Origin of the sequence: Nonomuraea sp. AD125B, assembly GCF_041402765.1 — a bacterium.
In the GTDB taxonomy this organism is placed as follows: Bacteria; Actinomycetota; Actinomycetes; order Streptosporangiales; family Streptosporangiaceae; genus Nonomuraea; species Nonomuraea bangladeshensis.
The window spans coordinates 413,314-428,359 of record NZ_JBGLOU010000001.1 but is presented as its reverse complement, the minus strand read 5'-3'; the positions used below and the strand labels follow the sequence as shown (position 1 = coordinate 428,359).

The window sequence follows — 15,046 nt, the reverse complement described above, 5'->3', positions numbered from 1 at the left end:
TGGAGAGACCCCCCGTTGATCACTCTCTCGGTCGTCGTGCCGATCCGCGACGGTGAGCGCTACATCGCCGACGCGCTCACCGCGCTGGCCCGCAACGCCCGGCGCGACTTCGAGTTCATCGTCGTCGACGACGGCTCCGTGGACGCCACCCCGGACATCGTCGAGGACTTCCGCGGCGAGCTGCCCGGCCTGGCCGTCATCCGTCATGACGTGCCGGCCGGGCTGGCCGACGCGCGCAACGCCGGTCTCGCCGCCGCGTCCGGCCGGTACGTGACGTACCTGGACGGCGACGACTGGCTCGCGCCCGGCTACCTGGCCCGGCTGGTCGAGGCGGCCGACGGGCTCGGCTGCGATTTCGTGCGCGTCGACCACGTGCAGGTCGAGGGCCGCAAACGGGTCGTGCACCGCGCCCCCCTGGCGCGGAGGGGCGTGGTGCTCGACCCCCGCGAGGCGATCCTGCCCGCGGACACGCGCACGATGGTGGACTACCCCTACGCCTGGGCCGGGATCTACCGGCGCTCGCTGGGCGACCTGCTGCGTTTCCCCGGCTCGCTGCACACGGCCGAGGACCGGCCGTGGATCTGGCGGCTGCACCGGGAGGCGGCCACGTTCGCCGTGGTGTCGCTGGCCGGGGTGTTCTACCGCCGCCAGGTCGCCGGCTCGCTCACCCAGATCGGCGACGAGCGGCAACTGCACTTCTTCGACGCCTTCGAGCTGGTGCTCAAGGACCTGGAGCCGGAGTTCCTGCCGAAGGCCGTACGGACCTTCTGCGCCCTGTTCGCCCACCATCTGGAGCTCGGCGAGCGGTTCGCGCCGCCGCTGCGCGCCCGCTTCGAGGAGCGGGGCGTGCTGATGGTGTCCTCGCTGCCGCGCGAGCTGGTGGCCGAGGCCGTGACGCGGATGCCCGCCGAGCGGGGGGCGCTGCTGCGCGCCCTGCTGCCCGGACTGCCCCCCGACCCGTACGCCAGGATCCGGAGCGCCCCATGAAGGTCTTCTACGCCTCGACCCTGTTCGGGGCGATGACGCTGGCCGCCGCGATCGACGACGGCCGTTTCGGCGACGGCCGGCGGCTGCTGATCGTGTCGAACAACGCGGCCGTCCCCGAGGTGGCGACGCCGCTGGAGGAGACACCCGGCTTCGCGGCGCTGCGCGGGCGCTTCGACGAGGTGCGCTCGTGGAACGAGCTGATCGCGCCGCTGCATCCGTCCGACTGGCGGGCGCGGGTGATCGAGGTGCCGATGACCGAGCGGCTGATCCGCTCCCACTGGGGCCTGGACGACGTCGAGGAGCTGGTGCTGGAGTCGATCGCGGTGCCGCCCGCCCGGACGATCGGCGGGCTGGTGCGCGACTGCCCGATCACCGTCTACGCCGACGGGCTCATGAGCTACGGCCCCACGCGCGACCCGCTCCCCGCCGAGATCCACCGCCGCGTCACCCGGCTGCTCCACCTGGACCTGGTGCCGGGGCTGACGCCGCTGCTGCTCAGCGAGTACGGCGTGCCGGCCGAGACGCTGCCGGGCGAGCGTTTCCTCGCGGTCGTCGCGGAGGTGGCAGGGGCGCCCGGGGCCGCGGCCCCCGCCCTGCCACAGGGCGCGCCGGTCGTCCTCGGCCAGTACCTGTCGGCGCTGGAGTTGCTGAGCGCCGAGGAGGAGGCCGGGCTGCACGAGGGGATGCTGGCGGCGCTGGCCGCCCGCGGCCACGACCACGTGGTGTTCAAGCCGCATCCGGCGGCCGGGCGGCGGCACGCCCGGCTCCTGCGTGAGACGGCCGGGCGGCTCGGGGTGCGGCTGTCGGTGCCCGGGGAGAACGTGCCCGCCGAGGTGTGCTTCGCGGCGCTGCGGCCCGAGCTGGTCGTGGGCTGCTTCTCGACCGGGCTGATGACCGCGCGGCGCTACTTCGGGCTGCCGGTCGCCTCGTACGGGACGGAGCTGGTGCTGGAGCGCCTGACGCCCTACGAGAACAGCAACCGGGTCCCGCTCACCGTCGTGGACGCGCTGCTGCCCCGGCTGACGGCGGACGGCGGCATCGAGGAGCCGCCGCCGGTGGACCTGGCCGGGCTGGTGCGCGCGGTCGGCTACTGCATGCAGGCCGAGGCGTATCCGGGGTTGCGTCCGGCGCGGATCGACTTCGACGCCCGCTACTTCAAGCGCAGGCGGCTGGAGGTGCTGGGCCTCCTGGACCGGCCGGCGTCGTCCCGCCCGAAGGCACTGGAACGCCTGCGGCGCCGCCTCCGCCCACTCGCCTGAACGCCCGGCCCCGCCTTCGGACGCTCGGCTGAGCGCCCGGCCCTCTCCGGCCGCTCAGCCGAGGGCTGTCAGGTAGCGGCGCACTCGTTTCCTCGCCTTGTATCCGGCCCGCAGCATCGACGGGTGGACCTCCACCCGCAGCCGGGCCCGCCGCCGCGCCGCCGCGTGCTCGGGGCCGTCCAGCAGGGACGTGGCGGGCCCGCTCGGTCCGGCGGACACGAGGCCGGCCAGCAGCCGGGTCCAGTCGTCCCGTTCGGCGGGGTGGAAGTAGTTGGCCGCGCACCAGGCGGGCGAGGCCGCGCGGAAGGCGCCCGCGGCCAGGTCGTCGAGCGTGCCGAGCAGGCCGCTGCCCTCGAACACCACGTTGATCATTTCGGCGCTGACGCCGAAGTCGGTCAGCACCAGCGACGGCACGCCCAGCGCGATCGCCTCCAGCGCCGCCGTCGAGCTGACGGTGACGAACCCGGCCGCGTTCGCGAGCTGCTCGTGCATCGGCCCGGCGGCGAAGCGCAGCCGCCCCGGCTCGCCCATCTCGCGCCAGAGCCGCTGGTAGTGGTGGCGTTCGCGGTGCGTCTGCCGTTCGTCCTCCAGGGCCCGCAGCTTGACCACGACGTCCAGGTCCGGCCGGCGCCGGGCCAGCTCGGCCAGGGCGCTCAGAATCTGTTCGCGCTGCTCGCGCCCGCGCGGCACCTTGGCCTGGGTGGCGAAGACCACCCGGTCGCCGCCCGCCGGGGCCGCGCCCGCGCGCAGGAACGGCAGCCGGGCCAGCCCGACCGCCCCTCCCCCGCCGAGCCGCCCGGCGATCTCGCCGAACTCGGCCACCTCCCGCTCGCTGTGCACCACGAACAGGTCGCAGCCGCTGCGGTAGATCCACGCCTTCTCCGTCGCCGGCACCGAGATGCCCGGCAGCCCGCTGACGAACACCGGCCGGGGCCGCAGCCCGTCCAGCACGCCGGACACGAGCACGTCCACCACCGGCCCCGTACAGGCCACGAGGATCACGTCGGGCCGGGTGCGCTCGGCGAGCCGGCGCACCGACCGGGCCGACAGCACCGGCGGCGCCGGCCGCCCGCGCCCGCTCACCGCGGCGGCGATCTGCTCGGGCGAGGGCGCGATCGGCGTACGGACCACCACCAGGTCCGCGGACGAGCCCTCGGGCAGGTCGTCGAGCAGGCAGGCCGCCCACTTCAGGTACGAGTCGGAGTCGGCCACCGCCAACACGTTCAACCAGGCACTCCTGTCAGATGCGAGCGCAGGGCGGGCGCCGCCCTGCTGGTCCACCAGTCGTCAGGCACGTCCACGGGCTCGACGGCGACGCCGCGCGGGCCGAGCAGGACCCGCAGCGAGGTGACGGCGGTCGAGGGGAGGCTGAGCACCCGCTGGTCCGGGCGCAGGCCGCGCAGGGTCAGCTCGGCGGGCGCGCCGGCGTCGTGCACGGTGACGCCGGGCAGCTCCGCGATGAGCGCCACGTCCACCGGGTCCTCGCGGCGGTGCGGGTAGTAGGCGAGCGGCTCGCGGGCCGCCAGGTCGGTCAGCCAGCGCAGGTAGCGGCCGCGGTGCACCAGGCCGTTGCGGACGAGCGAGGTGCCGAGCACGACCGTGTGCTCGTCGGGGCCGTACGGGCTCGGCGGCTGGGCGCGCAGCCAGGCGAAGTCGTGCCGGACCAGCTCGACGCCGGCGGCGCGGACGGCCTCGGCGAGCTTGTCGTCCACGTCGAGCGCGGTGAAGACCGACACCCGGCTGAGGCGCAGCCGCAGCGCGGCGGCCAGGCCGAGTGCGGTACGCGGCGCGGACGGCTCGGCGCGGGCGCGCAGCAGGGGGCGCGACGGCCCGGCCGCCAGCAGCTCCAGCAGGCGCAGCGTGGCGAGGCCGTCGTCCACGATGACGACCCGGCCGGGCCACGACGCCAGCCAGCGCACCTGCACCCTGCCGGAGAAGGCGTCGCCGACCGCGAGGACCCGGCGCGGCATGCGCTCGCGCGGATCGGCCAGCACCAGCCCGTCGGGCGCGCCGAGGGAGCGCAGCTCCGCGCGGGTGGCCTTCAGCGCGCGCAGCCCCGCGCGCGGCACGACCGTGGTCACGGGCCCGAGGAGCCCCGCGTGGTGGGCCTCGACGGCGCACAGCATCTGGAGCGGCGACTCCACCCAGGCCGACGCCTGTCCGACCACTCCTGCCCCTCCCGGCCGATGGGCCTCCCAGCAGGGTGATGGCCCGTCCATGACGCCGTTAAGTTACCCCTGCCGCCTTAAGCCGCCAGGAACGCGACGTGAACAATGGACACCATGAACTCGCTCATGCTCAACACCGACGGCGTGCAGATCCCGCAGCTGGGGTTCGGCGTCTGGCAGGTCCCCGGCGACGAGGCCGAGCAGGCCGTGCGCACCGCGCTGGAGGCCGGCTACCGGCACATCGACACGGCCGCCGCCTACGGCAACGAGGAGGGCGTGGGCCAGGCCGTGCGCGCCTGCGGGCTGCCGCGCGAGAAGGTGTTCATCACGACCAAGCTGTGGAACGGCGACCACGGCCGCGCCGAGCAGGCCTTCGACGAGAGCCTGGCCCGGCTGGGCCTCGATTACGTCGACCTCTTCCTCATCCACTGGCCGGTGCCGCGGCAGGACAAGTACGTCCAGGCGTGGAAGGCCCTGGAGAAGATCTACCGGGACGGCCGGGCCAGGGCGATCGGGGTGTCCAACTTCACCGTCCCCACGCTCACCCGGCTGATGGAGGAGACGGGCATCACGCCGTCCATCAACCAGATCGAGCTCCATCCCTACCTGCAGCAGCGCGAGTTGCGCGAGTTCCACGAGGCCAACGGCATCCTCACCGAGGCGTGGAGCCCGCTCGGCCAGGGCAGGGGCCTGCTGGACGATCCGGCGCTCGCGGTGCTGTCGGGCAAGTACGGCAGGACGCCCGCCCAGATCGTGCTCCGCTGGCACCTGCAGCTCGGCAACGTGGTGATCCCGAAGTCGGTCACCCCGGCGCGCATCAAGGAGAACATCGACGTGTTCGGCTTCATCCTCGACACCGAGGACATGGCCGCCATCGGAGCCCTCAACCAGGGCAAGCGCCTCGGGCCCGACCCCGACACCTTCAACGCCACCTGAACCCTCTACGATCTCGCCTTGTGCGAGATTTTGCGTGGGGCATAGCGGCGACCGGCGGCATCGCCCAGACCGTGGGGACGGCCATCGCGGCCGAGCCGGGCATGCGGGTGGCCGCCGTCGGCTCCCGCGACCTCGGCAGGGCGCGGGCGATGGCCGCGACGCTCGGCGCGGAGTCGGCGTACGGCTCCTACGAGCAGTTGTGCGCCGACCCGGCCGTGGACGCGATCTACGTCGCCACGCCCCACGCCCAGCACCTCCCGGTGGCCGCGGCCGCCATCGCGAACGGCAAGGCCGTGCTGTGCGAGAAGCCGCTCGCGGCCAGCGTGGCGGACGCCGAGACGATGGTGCGCCTGGCGCGCGAGGCGGGCGTCTTCCTCATGGAGGCCATGTGGATGCGGTTCAACCCGCTGATCCGCATGATCGCCACCGACGAGCGCTTCGGGGAGATCCGCTCGGTGCAGGCGTCCTTCGGCTTCGCCCATCCCTATGATGAGGCGCACCGGCTGTGGGCTCCCGAGCTGGGCGGCGGCGCGCTGCTCGACCTCGGCATCTACCCGTTCGGGCTGGCGCAGCTGCTGCTCGGCATGCCCGAGAGCCTGCGCGTCACCGGGGCGCTCGCGCCCAACGGCGTGGACGCCGAGGCGGCGGGGCTGCTGACGTACTCCGGGGGGCGGCACGCCGTGGTGGCGACCTCGTTGCTCGCGCACTACCCCAACTCCGCCCACGTGGTCGGCACGGGCATGCGGGCGGACATCCCGGCGGCGTTCTGGGCGCCGGAGCGGATCGTGCTGTCCGCGCCCGGCATGGAGCCCGAGGAGCATCTGCTCGATCCGGCCGACAACGGCTACGCGGGTGAGGTGCGCGAGGTGCGTGCCGCGGTGGCCGAGGGACGGACCGAATCGGCGATCATGCCGCTTGACGAATCCCTTGCCATGATGGGGCTGCTGGCCGACGCCCGGCAACAACTGTCCTGACCAGCCCTTTAGGGATTTGTCATCTCCTTGCCATGTGTATTACCTTATGGGGCATCTCAGGGCATACGTCCGTTTTGTCGGAGTATGTCTGACCATCGCAAGTGAAAGAACATCACAGGATCGTCCTGTGACCGCTGAATCCGCCACGCGCGGAACCGGGGACCCACGTCCTTTGGGGTGAATCGGCACCACGTGCCGTAGGGCAGCTTCCACGTCCGAACCCGTCAGCTAACCCGGTAAGCGGCATGGAAGCAAGGAGTAACCCCCTCGATGGCCAAGCACGGCTTCACCGCTGCCCGAAAGATGAAGATCGCCTACGCCGTCCTCGGCACGGCCGTGGCCGCCGCCGCGCTCGGCCCGCAGGCCGCGAACGCCGAGACCGCCTCGGCCGCAGGACAGCACAGCAGCACCGTCAAGAGCACTGTCAAGAGCACCAAGAACCCGGTCGACCACGCCGCCCAGCGCTCCCGCGCCGACGAGAACAAGATCCAGGTCACCGCCGACCAGGTGCTGTCCATGGCCCGCTCCCAGGTGGGCACCAGCGAGAACGCCGCCGGCGGCGGCACCCCGTACCAGCGCTGGTACGCCGACTCGAAGCGGGCCGCCGAGACCATCGCCCGCGACGGCGGCACCCCCGCCGGCTACCTCAACGCCCCCTGGTGCGCGATGTTCGTCTCCTGGGTCGGCGAGAAGACCGGCGCCCGCCCGCAGATCGGCTGGGACGCCTGGACCGTCGCCCACGCCAGGTGGTTCAAGAACAACGACCGCTTCGGCACCGTCGCCAAGCCCGGCGCGGTGGTCTTCTTCTCCTGGAGCGGCAGCAAGGACCTCGACGCCATCAACCACGTCGGGTTCGTCGAGAAGGACAACCAGGACGGCACCATCTCCACCATCGAGGGCAACACCGGCAACGGCAAGGTGGAGGAGCGCGTCCGGCCGAAGTGGCAGGTCGTCGGCTACGGCTACCCCGAGTACGCCTCCTGACCTCACCCACGTACGAGCGCGCGTCCCCATCGCCCGGGGACGCGCGCTCGTCGCGTGTGCGGCCCCGCCCGCGTCAGGGCGTGGGCTCCTCCAGCAGCCGCAGGCTCTCGCGGGCCCACTCGGCGCGGGCCGTCGCGACCGCGATCTGCCCCGCGAAGACGTGCGCCTTCAGCGCGGCGATGCGGTCGTGCTCGGCCGCCGGGCGGTTCTTCAGCCGCTCCTTGAGCAGGGGGGTGTCCTTGGCCAGCAGCGCCTCCCTGTGCGCCCGCCACTCGGCGGCGAGCTGCTCCTGCTCGGCGATGAACGCCTTGAGCACCGACGCGGCCCGGTCCGGCTCGATCATGTCGAAGAACAGCGCCTGCAGGAAGAACGCGTCCCGCGCCGGCGGCGGGGTGTGGGAGGCGCCGAGCCAGGCGCGCAGCTCCGCCAGGCCGCGTCCGGTGATGGAGTAGACGGTCCTGCTCAGCCTGGTGCCCCGGATCTCCTTCTGGCCCTCGATGAGGCCGGCCTGCTCCATCTGGCGCAGCGTGGGATAGATCTGGCTCTGCGGCGCCGACCACACCCAGCGCGGGGCGGCCTCGAAGAAGCGGGTCAGCTCGTACCCGTTCATGGGGCGCGCCTCCAGGACGCCGAGCAGCGCGTGCTGAAGCGACATGCCCTCCAGCATAGGGAGAGCATGATCCGTTCCTCTAGAACAGGTATGGAGATACATGTATTGTCCTCCCTGTCTTCGGGAACGATCTCGCGAGGAGGCGGGCGGCGGTGCGCACGGCTGAAGCCGGACCCTTACCGGAAGAGCACTTACGGACCGAGCTGGCCCTGGCCGGGCGGGCACTGGCGGCGGCGGGGCTGGTGACCGCGTTCGGGCACGTCTCGGTCCGGACCGGCGCCGACCGGCTGCTGATGACTCCACCCGTGCCCCTGGGCACCCTCACGGCCGCGTCCCCGTACGCCGAGCTCCCTCTCGACGCCGCCGAACTGCCCGGCGGAGCGCCGCGCGAGGCGTGGATCCACGTCGAGATCGCCCGCGCCCGCCCCGGCACCGGCGCGATCTGCCGGGCACAGCCGCCTGCCGCCACCGCGCTCGCCGCCGCCGGGGTGCCCATCCGGCCGCTACACGGGCAGGGCGCCTTCCTCGGGCCCGAGGTGCCCGTGCTCGACGACGCCGTGCTCGTCCGCGACCGGGCCCGCGGCCGGGCGCTCGCCGACCGGCTCGGCGACTCCCCCGCCCTGGTCATGCGGGGCAACGGCGCGGTCACCGCCGGCGCGAGCGCCGGCGAGGCCGTCGCCCTCATGTGGGTGCTGGAGGCCAGCGCCCGCATGAACGCCACCGCCGCCGCGGCCGGAACCCCCGTCCCCCTCACCCCCGCCGAACAGCGGGCGTGGCGGTCCGCCGCGCCCGAACTCCTCGCCCGCATCTGGTCCCACCTCCGGGAGTCGTCATGATCGAGTTGACGGACATCGCCTACGTCCGCTCCGGCGCCGCCGACCTGGACACCGCCGTGCGCTTCGCGGTCGACGTCGTCGGCATGGAGCTCACCGCCCAGGAGAACGGCGTCGCCTACCTGCGCGCCGACCAGCGCCACCACTGCCTCGCCCTGGTCGAGGGCGAGTCCGGCGTCATCAGCTCCGGCTTCACCGTCCGCGACGAGGACGCGCTGGCCGCCGCCGAGACCGAGCTGGAGAAGGCGGGCGTCGCCGTCGCGCGGGGCGGCGCCGAGGAGGCCCGCTCGCGCCGGGTCCGCGACTTCCTCTCCTTCGACGACCCCTTCGGCAACCGGGTCGACCTCGTCATCGACCAGGTGACGCTCACCGCCCCCGTACGGCACGGCCGCGAGGCCGGCATCACCGAGTTCGGCCACCTGTGCCTGGACGCGCCCGACGTGCGCGAGGCGTACCGCTTCTGGAACGGCCTGTTCAACGCCCGCGTCTCCGACTGGATCGGCGACTGGGCCTGCCTCATGCGCATCGACCAGGTCCACCACAAGCTCGCCGTCTTCCAGGGCAGCCGGCCGGGGCTCTGCCACATCAACTTCCAGGTGGACTCGCTCGACGACGTCATGCGCAACTGGCACTTCCTGGAGGCGAACGGCGTCGAGATCGAGATGGGCCCCGGCCGCCACCCCCAGTCCACGGCCGTGTTCGTCTACTTCAAGGGCCCCGAGGGCATCACGTACGAGTACTCGTGGGGCGTGCGCCTCATCACCGACGAGGACGCCTGGCGTCCCCGCTACTTCGACCCCGCCGAGCCGGGCTCGATCGACATGTGGCAGGGCCCCACGCGGCGCGTCCACACCCAGCCGCAGATCCGCCGTCCCCTGCCGGGGCGGCCCGTCACGGGAAGCGAGGGCTGACATGCCGCTGGTCGAGGTGTCCCTGTCCGAAGGGCGTGATCCGGCCGCGATCCGGGCGCTCATCCACGAGCTGCACGCCGCCGTGGAGCGGGCGATCGGCTCGCCGGCCCAGAGCATCAGGGTGATCGTCAGGGAGGTGCCGCGTACGCACTGGGCGGCCGGCGACCAGACGCTCGCCGAACGCGACGAGATCAGCAAGGGCGGTTGACGTGGAGTTCTTCGGGCACGTGATCGACGGCGCCGAGGTCGCCTCGGCGGGCGGCGAGACCTTCGCCAGCGTCGATCCCTACACCCGCGGGCCGTGGGCCGAGGTCGCGCTCGGCGGCCCCGCCGAGGTGGACCTGGCCGTCGCGGCGGCGCGGCGCGCCTTCGACGAGGGGCCCTGGCCACGCATGGGCCACGCCGAGCGCGGGCGGCTGCTGCACCGCCTGGCGGACCTCATCCTGGCCCACGCCGACCGGCTCGGCCTGGCCGACACCCGCGACATGGGCAAGCCGATCAGCCAGAGCCGCGGCAACGACGTGCCCCGCGCCGCCGACAACTTCCGCTTCTTCGCCGACCACGCCCGCCTCACCCCGGCCGAGGCCCTGCCGATGGACTCCGGCCACCACGCCTACACCCGCTACGAGCCGGTCGGCGTGGCCGCCGCCGTCGCGCCGTGGAACTTCCCGCTCATGCTGGAGACCTGGAAGATCGCGCCCGCGCTGGCCTGGGGCAACACGGTCGTGCTCAAGCCCGCCGAGGACACGCCCGCCTCGGCGACCATCCTCGCCCGGCTCGCGCTGGAGGCGGGCCTGCCGCCCGGCGTGCTCAACGTCGTGCACGGGTACGGCCCGGACTCGGCCGGCCAGGCGCTCACCGAGCATCCCGGCGTGGACCGCATCACGTTCACCGGCGAGTCGGCGACCGGCCGCGTCATCTCGGCCGCCGCCGCCCGCAACCTCGTCCCGGTCAGCCTGGAGCTCGGCGGCAAGGGCGGCAACGCCGTCTTCGCCGACGCCGACCTGGACAACGCGGTGAGCTGGTCGCTGCGCGCGATCTTCACCAACGCCGGGCAGGTCTGCCTGGCCGGCTCCCGCCTGTACGTGCAGCGCCCGGTGTTCGAGGAGTTCCTGGCCCGCTTCACCGCCGCCGCCGGGGCGATGCGGCTCGGCGACCCCAAGCTGGAGGACACCGAGCTCGGGCCGCTGGCCTCCGAGACGCACTACCGCAAGGTGCGCGGCTACGTCGAGACCGTCGCCGCCGAGGGCGGCACCGTGCACGCGGGCGGGCTCGGCGACGGCTGGTTCGTCCGGCCGACGATCGTCACCGGCCTGCCCGCCACCGCCCGCCACCAGCGGGAGGAGATCTTCGGCCCGGTGGTGACGGTGACGCCGTTCGACACCGAGGACGAGGTCGTGGCGCTCATGAACGGCACCCGCTACGGGCTCAACGCCATGCTGTTCACCGAGAGCCTGTCGCGGGCGCACCGCGTCTCGGCCCGGCTGCGGGCGGGCACGGTCTGGGTCAACTGCTTCTTCATCCGCGACCTGCGGGCGCCGTTCGGCGGGGCGGGCGACTCGGGCGTGGGGCGCGAGGGCGGCACGTTCAGCCGCGAGTTCTTCACCGAGCCGAAGGCCGTCGTCATGCAGATCGACTGAGCGGGTGGCCTCCGGGTGTACGACAATCGGTGGCCGCCTGTCGATCCGGCCTCCCGCCGTTCGACGCACCGGCGACGGACCGTACGCGTGAAAGAGGAGCAGACCGTGAAGTTCATGATCGTGGGCAAGGGCAACGCCGCGACCGAGGCCGGGGAGCTGCCTCCTCAGGAGCTCGTGGACGCCATGCACGCCTACAACGAGGCGCTGGCCAAGGCCGGGGTGCTGCTGGCCGCCGAGGGGCTGCTGCCCAGCTCCAAGGGGGCGCAGATCGCCTACAGCGGGGGGCGGGCGAGCGTGATCGACGGGCCGTTCGCCGAGTCCAAGGAGCTGATCGCCGGGTTCTGGCTGATCCAGGTGAAGTCGCGGGAGGAGGCGATCGAGTGGGCGCTGCGGGTGCCGGTGCCGCCCGGCCACGACGGCGTCGGGCTCGACGTGTGGCGCGTCTTCGACGCCTCCGACGTGCTCGACGAGTCGCTGCCGGAGGAGGAGCGCGAGCGGGCCCTGCACGTACGCCTGCGCGGCGACGTCCCCGACGCCTGACCCCCCGCGCGCCCCGCCGCGGGTTGCGAGGGCGGCGGGGGCGCTGGTGGGATGGGCGGATGACGACGGACCCCGGCGCGGACCTTGGCGCGGACCACGGCGCGGACCTTGGCGCGGACCCCGGCGCGGACCTTGGCGCGGACGCTGGCGCGGACCTTGGCGCGGACGCTGGCGGGGGCACCGGCGCGCACCGCGGCGCCGGTGCCGATCCGCACCGCACCGTGGAGGCGGTGTGGCGGATCGAGGCCGCCCGGCTCATCGCCGGGCTCGCCGGGCTCGTCCGCGACGTCGGCTTGGCCGAGGAGCTGGCGCAGGACGCGCTGGTCGCCGCGCTTGAGCAGTGGCCCGGGTCCGGGGTGCCGGACAACCCGGGCGCCTGGCTCGTGACGGTCGCCAGGCGCCGCGCGATCGACCTGATCCGCAGGAACGAACGGCTGCGCCACAACCTCGCCGAGCTCGGCCACCGGCTGGAGAGCGGCGCGGGCGAGGAGGAGCGGCCCGAGCCGGACGAGATCGAGGACGACCTGCTGCGCCTGGTGTTCACGGCCTGCCACCCGGCGCTGTCGATGGAGTCGCGGGTGGCGCTGACCCTGCGCGTGCTCGGCGGCCTGACCACCGAGGAGATCGCCCGCGCGTTCCTGGTCCCCGAGCCGACGGTGGCGCAGCGCATCGTCCGCGCCAAGCGCGCCCTGGCCGACAAGCGCGTGCCGTTCGAGGTGCCCGGGGGCGGCGAGCTGGCCGGGCGGCTCGCGGCCGTCCTGGAGGTCATCTACCTGATCTTCAACGAGGGCTACTCGGCCACGGCGGGCGACGACTGGCTGCGGCCCGCGCTGTGCGAGGACGCCCTGCGTCTCGGCCGCGTCCTGGCCGGGCTGATGCCGGGCGAGCCCGAGGTGCACGGCCTGGTGGCGCTCATGGAGCTGCACGCGTCCCGCTCGGCGGCCCGCGTGGGCCCGTCGGGCGAGCCGGTCCTGCTGCTGGAGCAGGACCGCACCCGCTGGGACCGCCTGCTCGTCGGCCGCGGCCTGGAGGCGCTGCGCCGGGCCGAGAGCCTGGCCGGCGGCGCTCCCGGCCCGTACGCGCTGCAGGCCGCCATCGCCGCCTGCCACGCCCGCGCCGTCGTCGCCGGCGACACCGACTGGGCACGCATCGCCGCGCTCTACGAGGAGCTGGCCAAGCTGCTGCGCTCCCCCGTGGTCGAGCTGAACCGGGCGGTGGCGCTGTCGATGGCGTACGGCCCCGAGGTGGGTCTCGGCCTGCTCGACCAGATCGCCGGCGAGCCCGCGCTGAAGGGCTATCACCTGCTGCCGAGCGTCCGCGGCGACCTGCTGTTCAAGCTGGGCCGCCGCGAGGAGGCGCGGGCCGAGTTCGAGCGGGCGGCGGCGCTGACCCGCAACGGCCGCGAGCGCGCCCTGCTGGAGTCCCGCGCGGCCGCCTGCTGAACGCGCCGGCGCGTCAGACCCGGGCGCGCTCCGCGTCCATAATGGCGTCGAGCAGGCCGGGGAAGACGGCGTCCAGCTCGTCGCGGCGCAGGGTGTTGAGCCGCGCGGTGCCCGCGTAGTGCTGGCGGATGAGGCCGGCCTCGCGCAGGACGCGGAAGTGGTGCGTGGCCGTCGACTTGCTCACCGGCAGGTCGAAGTCGCCGCACTTGATGGCGGCGGCGGAGTCGCGGAGCCGCGTGACGATGCCGCGCCGCACCGGGTCCACGAGGGCTTCGAGGACCTGCTGGAGCGTGACCTCCCGGGGGTCGGGGTGCGGCGGGATGCGCTCGTCTGCCAAGACGTCTTCCATGACGTCATGGTAGGACAACCGTCGAAGTTCGACGGCGCCGTCACGGCCGGCCGACCCCCATGTACGTGAACCCGAGCGCCCGCATCGCGGCCGGGTCGAGCAGGTTGCGCCCGTCGTAGAGGACCGGGCGCCGCATCGACCCGGCGACCGCCGCCCAGTCGACGTCCTGGAGCTGCGGCCACTCGGTGACCACGATCGCGGCGTCGGCCCCTTCCATGGCCAGCTCCGGCGTCGGGTGGCGGGTCGTGGACGCCCACGGCTCGGCCGCGCCCGGCCGGGCCATCGGGTCCCAGCAGCGCACCTCGGCCCCTTCGGCGAGCAGCCGCGAGGCGAGCACGGTGCTCGGCGCCTCGCGCATGTCGTCGGTGCCCGGCTTGAACGTCAGCCCGAGCAGCGCCACCCGCGCCCCGGCCAGCGTGCCCAGCGCGTCGTTGAGCTGCTGGATGGCCCGCCGCTTCTGCAGGTTGTTGACCTCGATGACGGCCGACAGCAGCTGCAGGTGGTAGCCGGTGTTGCTGGCGAGCTGGCGCAGCGCCTCGGAGTCCTTGGGGAAGCAGGAGCCGCCCCAGCCGATGCCGGCCCGCAGGAAGTGGGGGCCGAGCCGGTGGTCGAGGCCGACGGCCTGGGCGACCTCCGTGACGTCCGCGCCGGTCTTCTCGCAGAGCGTGGCGATCTCGTTGATGAAGCTGATCTTGGTGGCGAGCAGGGCGTTGGAGGCCAGCTTCACCATCTCGGCCGAGCGCACGTCCATCGTCACGACCGGCCCGTCCACGCCTGCGTGCAGGTCGGCGACGAGCCGCGCGACCGACTCGTCGGAGGCGCCGACGACCACGCGGTCGGGGTGCAGGAAGTCGTGGACGGCCGTGCCCTCGGCGGTGAACTCGGGGTTGGAGGCGTAGCCGACGTGCGCGAGGCCGCTCTCGTCGAGCACGGCGCGTACGCGCGAGCCGGTGCCGACCGGCACGGTCGACTTCACCACGACCGCTTTCAGGTCCTTCGCGCCCTCCAGGGAGCGCACCACCGACCACACGCGCGACAGGTCCGCGTCGCCGGAGGCCGAGGGCGGGGTGTCCACGCACACGTACGCGACCTCGGCGCCGTCCAGCGCCTCGGCGAGGTCCAGGGTGAACGACAGCCGCTCCTTGTTGCGCGCGATCAGGTCGCCGAGCCCCGGCTCGTAGATCGGCACGTCGCCGGCCCGCAGCAGCCTCACCTTCTCGGGATCGATGTCCCTGACCACCACCCGGTGCCCGAGCTCGGCGAAGCAGGCGCCGGTCACCAGCCCGATGTACCCGGCACCGAAGACCGCCACCCGACGTTCCGGCTTGTCACCCATGAACCGACCATCCGTTTCGTGACTCCATCAGCACGACATCCCGCGCGCGCGGGATTGTTCACCTTAACGGCCTCCCG

The 15,046-nt window shown here is 73.5% G+C and carries 16 protein-coding genes and 1 riboswitch; of the genes, 11 read left to right on the top strand and 5 right to left on the bottom strand.

Features of this window, described 5'->3' with window-relative positions; translation table 11 throughout:
• The first annotated feature begins 15 nt into the window (after positions 1-15).
• Together ACBR40_RS01930 and ACBR40_RS01925 are read left to right on the top strand one after the other, a co-directional pair.
• Positions 16-987 (top strand): glycosyltransferase family 2 protein, encoded by a 972-nt coding sequence (locus ACBR40_RS01930; RefSeq protein ID WP_344215160.1) that lies wholly within the window; start codon positions 16-18, stop codon positions 985-987.
• Positions 984-2,246 carry a polysialyltransferase family glycosyltransferase gene (locus ACBR40_RS01925; RefSeq protein ID WP_371247131.1) on the top strand — a complete coding sequence of 421 codons (1,263 nt, stop codon included), beginning with the start codon at positions 984-986 and terminating at the stop codon, positions 2,244-2,246. Before ACBR40_RS01930 ends, ACBR40_RS01925 begins: the two co-directional genes overlap by 4 nt.
• 54 nt (positions 2,247-2,300) lie before the next feature.
• Here ACBR40_RS01925 and ACBR40_RS01920 read toward each other — a convergent pair whose 3' ends face one another.
• Both ACBR40_RS01920 and ACBR40_RS01915 read right to left on the bottom strand, forming a co-directional pair.
• The gene (locus tag ACBR40_RS01920; protein WP_364453185.1) at positions 2,301-3,467 is read right to left on the bottom strand and encodes a DUF6716 putative glycosyltransferase; all 1,167 of its coding nucleotides are present in this window, start codon (positions 3,465-3,467) and stop codon (positions 2,301-2,303) included.
• 2 nt (positions 3,468-3,469) lie between these two features.
• On the bottom strand, positions 3,470-4,414 hold the full coding sequence (locus tag ACBR40_RS01915) for a hypothetical protein (protein ID WP_371247130.1): 945 nt from the start codon (positions 4,412-4,414) through the stop codon (positions 3,470-3,472).
• 114 nt (positions 4,415-4,528) lie between these two features.
• Here ACBR40_RS01915 and ACBR40_RS01910 point away from each other — a divergent pair, with 114 nt between their 5' ends.
• The 3 genes from ACBR40_RS01910 (at position 4,529) to ACBR40_RS01900 (ending at position 7,308) form a co-directional block, all read left to right on the top strand.
• A complete protein-coding gene (locus ACBR40_RS01910; protein WP_371247129.1) occupies positions 4,529-5,350 on the top strand; it encodes an aldo/keto reductase in 822 nt (273 codons plus the stop codon).
• Between the two features lie 20 nt (positions 5,351-5,370).
• A complete protein-coding gene (locus ACBR40_RS01905) occupies positions 5,371-6,324 on the top strand; it encodes a Gfo/Idh/MocA family protein (protein WP_371247128.1) in 954 nt (317 codons plus the stop codon).
• 122 nt (positions 6,325-6,446) lie between these two features.
• A riboswitch (cyclic di-AMP (ydaO/yuaA leader) is annotated at positions 6,447-6,582 on the top strand.
• 12 nt (positions 6,583-6,594) lie between these two features.
• Positions 6,595-7,308: a CHAP domain-containing protein gene (locus ACBR40_RS01900; protein WP_344215170.1), complete on the top strand. Its 714-nt coding sequence runs from the start codon at positions 6,595-6,597 to the stop codon at positions 7,306-7,308.
• A 73-nt stretch (positions 7,309-7,381) separates the two neighbouring features.
• Here the strand turns inward: ACBR40_RS01900 and ACBR40_RS01895 are convergent, their stop codons facing one another.
• A complete protein-coding gene (locus tag ACBR40_RS01895; RefSeq protein WP_371247127.1) occupies positions 7,382-7,963 on the bottom strand; it encodes a PadR family transcriptional regulator in 582 nt (193 codons plus the stop codon).
• Positions 7,964-8,070: 107 nt separating this feature from the next.
• On the opposite strand from ACBR40_RS01895, the gene ACBR40_RS01890 reads away from it, so the two are divergent.
• From ACBR40_RS01890 to ACBR40_RS01865, 6 genes are all read left to right on the top strand, one after another.
• Positions 8,071-8,754 (top strand): class II aldolase/adducin family protein, encoded by a 684-nt coding sequence (locus ACBR40_RS01890; protein WP_344215174.1) that lies wholly within the window; start codon positions 8,071-8,073, stop codon positions 8,752-8,754.
• Positions 8,751-9,662 carry a VOC family protein gene (locus ACBR40_RS01885; RefSeq protein WP_344215176.1) on the top strand — a complete coding sequence of 304 codons (912 nt, stop codon included), beginning with the start codon at positions 8,751-8,753 and terminating at the stop codon, positions 9,660-9,662. Before ACBR40_RS01890 ends, ACBR40_RS01885 begins: the two co-directional genes overlap by 4 nt.
• A 1-nt stretch (position 9,663) precedes the next feature.
• Positions 9,664-9,870: a tautomerase family protein gene (locus tag ACBR40_RS01880; RefSeq protein ID WP_020541062.1), complete on the top strand. Its 207-nt coding sequence runs from the start codon at positions 9,664-9,666 to the stop codon at positions 9,868-9,870.
• 1 nt (position 9,871) lies between these two features.
• Positions 9,872-11,302, top strand: a complete 1,431-nt coding sequence (locus ACBR40_RS01875; RefSeq protein WP_371247126.1) for an aldehyde dehydrogenase — start codon at positions 9,872-9,874, stop codon at positions 11,300-11,302.
• A gap of 114 nt (positions 11,303-11,416) precedes the next feature.
• A complete protein-coding gene (locus tag ACBR40_RS01870; protein ID WP_344215872.1) occupies positions 11,417-11,842 on the top strand; it encodes a YciI family protein in 426 nt (141 codons plus the stop codon).
• A gap of 59 nt (positions 11,843-11,901) precedes the next feature.
• Positions 11,902-13,284, top strand: a complete 1,383-nt coding sequence (locus ACBR40_RS01865; RefSeq protein ID WP_371247125.1) for an RNA polymerase sigma factor — start codon at positions 11,902-11,904, stop codon at positions 13,282-13,284.
• 13 nt (positions 13,285-13,297) lie between these two features.
• Here the strand turns inward: ACBR40_RS01865 and ACBR40_RS01860 are convergent, their stop codons facing one another.
• On the bottom strand, positions 13,298-13,633 hold the full coding sequence (locus ACBR40_RS01860) for a helix-turn-helix transcriptional regulator (protein WP_344215182.1): 336 nt from the start codon (positions 13,631-13,633) through the stop codon (positions 13,298-13,300).
• A 40-nt stretch (positions 13,634-13,673) separates the two neighbouring features.
• Positions 13,674-14,969 carry a UDP-glucose/GDP-mannose dehydrogenase family protein gene (locus ACBR40_RS01855; RefSeq protein ID WP_371247124.1) on the bottom strand — a complete coding sequence of 432 codons (1,296 nt, stop codon included), beginning with the start codon at positions 14,967-14,969 and terminating at the stop codon, positions 13,674-13,676.
• Positions 14,970-15,046: the final 77 nt, after the last annotated feature.

What these genes read in the sequence shown, in the direction of transcription:
- ACBR40_RS01855 (WP_371247124.1), bottom strand. Translation starts at nt 14,969, where the DNA reads ATGGGTGACAAGCCGGAACGTCGGGTGGCGGTCTTCGGTGCCGGGTAC.
- ACBR40_RS01910 (WP_371247129.1), top strand. Translation starts at nt 4,529, where the DNA reads ATGAACTCGCTCATGCTCAACACCGACGGCGTGCAGATCCCGCAGCTG.
- ACBR40_RS01860 (WP_344215182.1), bottom strand. Translation starts at nt 13,633, where the DNA reads ATGGAAGACGTCTTGGCAGACGAGCGCATCCCGCCGCACCCCGACCCC.
- ACBR40_RS01885 (WP_344215176.1), top strand. Translation starts at nt 8,751, where the DNA reads ATGATCGAGTTGACGGACATCGCCTACGTCCGCTCCGGCGCCGCCGAC.
- ACBR40_RS01895 (WP_371247127.1), bottom strand. Translation starts at nt 7,963, where the DNA reads ATGTCGCTTCAGCACGCGCTGCTCGGCGTCCTGGAGGCGCGCCCCATG.
- ACBR40_RS01925 (WP_371247131.1), top strand. Translation starts at nt 984, where the DNA reads ATGAAGGTCTTCTACGCCTCGACCCTGTTCGGGGCGATGACGCTGGCC.
- ACBR40_RS01865 (WP_371247125.1), top strand. Translation starts at nt 11,902, where the DNA reads ATGACGACGGACCCCGGCGCGGACCTTGGCGCGGACCACGGCGCGGAC.
- ACBR40_RS01880 (WP_020541062.1), top strand. Translation starts at nt 9,664, where the DNA reads ATGCCGCTGGTCGAGGTGTCCCTGTCCGAAGGGCGTGATCCGGCCGCG.
- ACBR40_RS01900 (WP_344215170.1), top strand. Translation starts at nt 6,595, where the DNA reads ATGGCCAAGCACGGCTTCACCGCTGCCCGAAAGATGAAGATCGCCTAC.
- ACBR40_RS01870 (WP_344215872.1), top strand. Translation starts at nt 11,417, where the DNA reads ATGATCGTGGGCAAGGGCAACGCCGCGACCGAGGCCGGGGAGCTGCCT.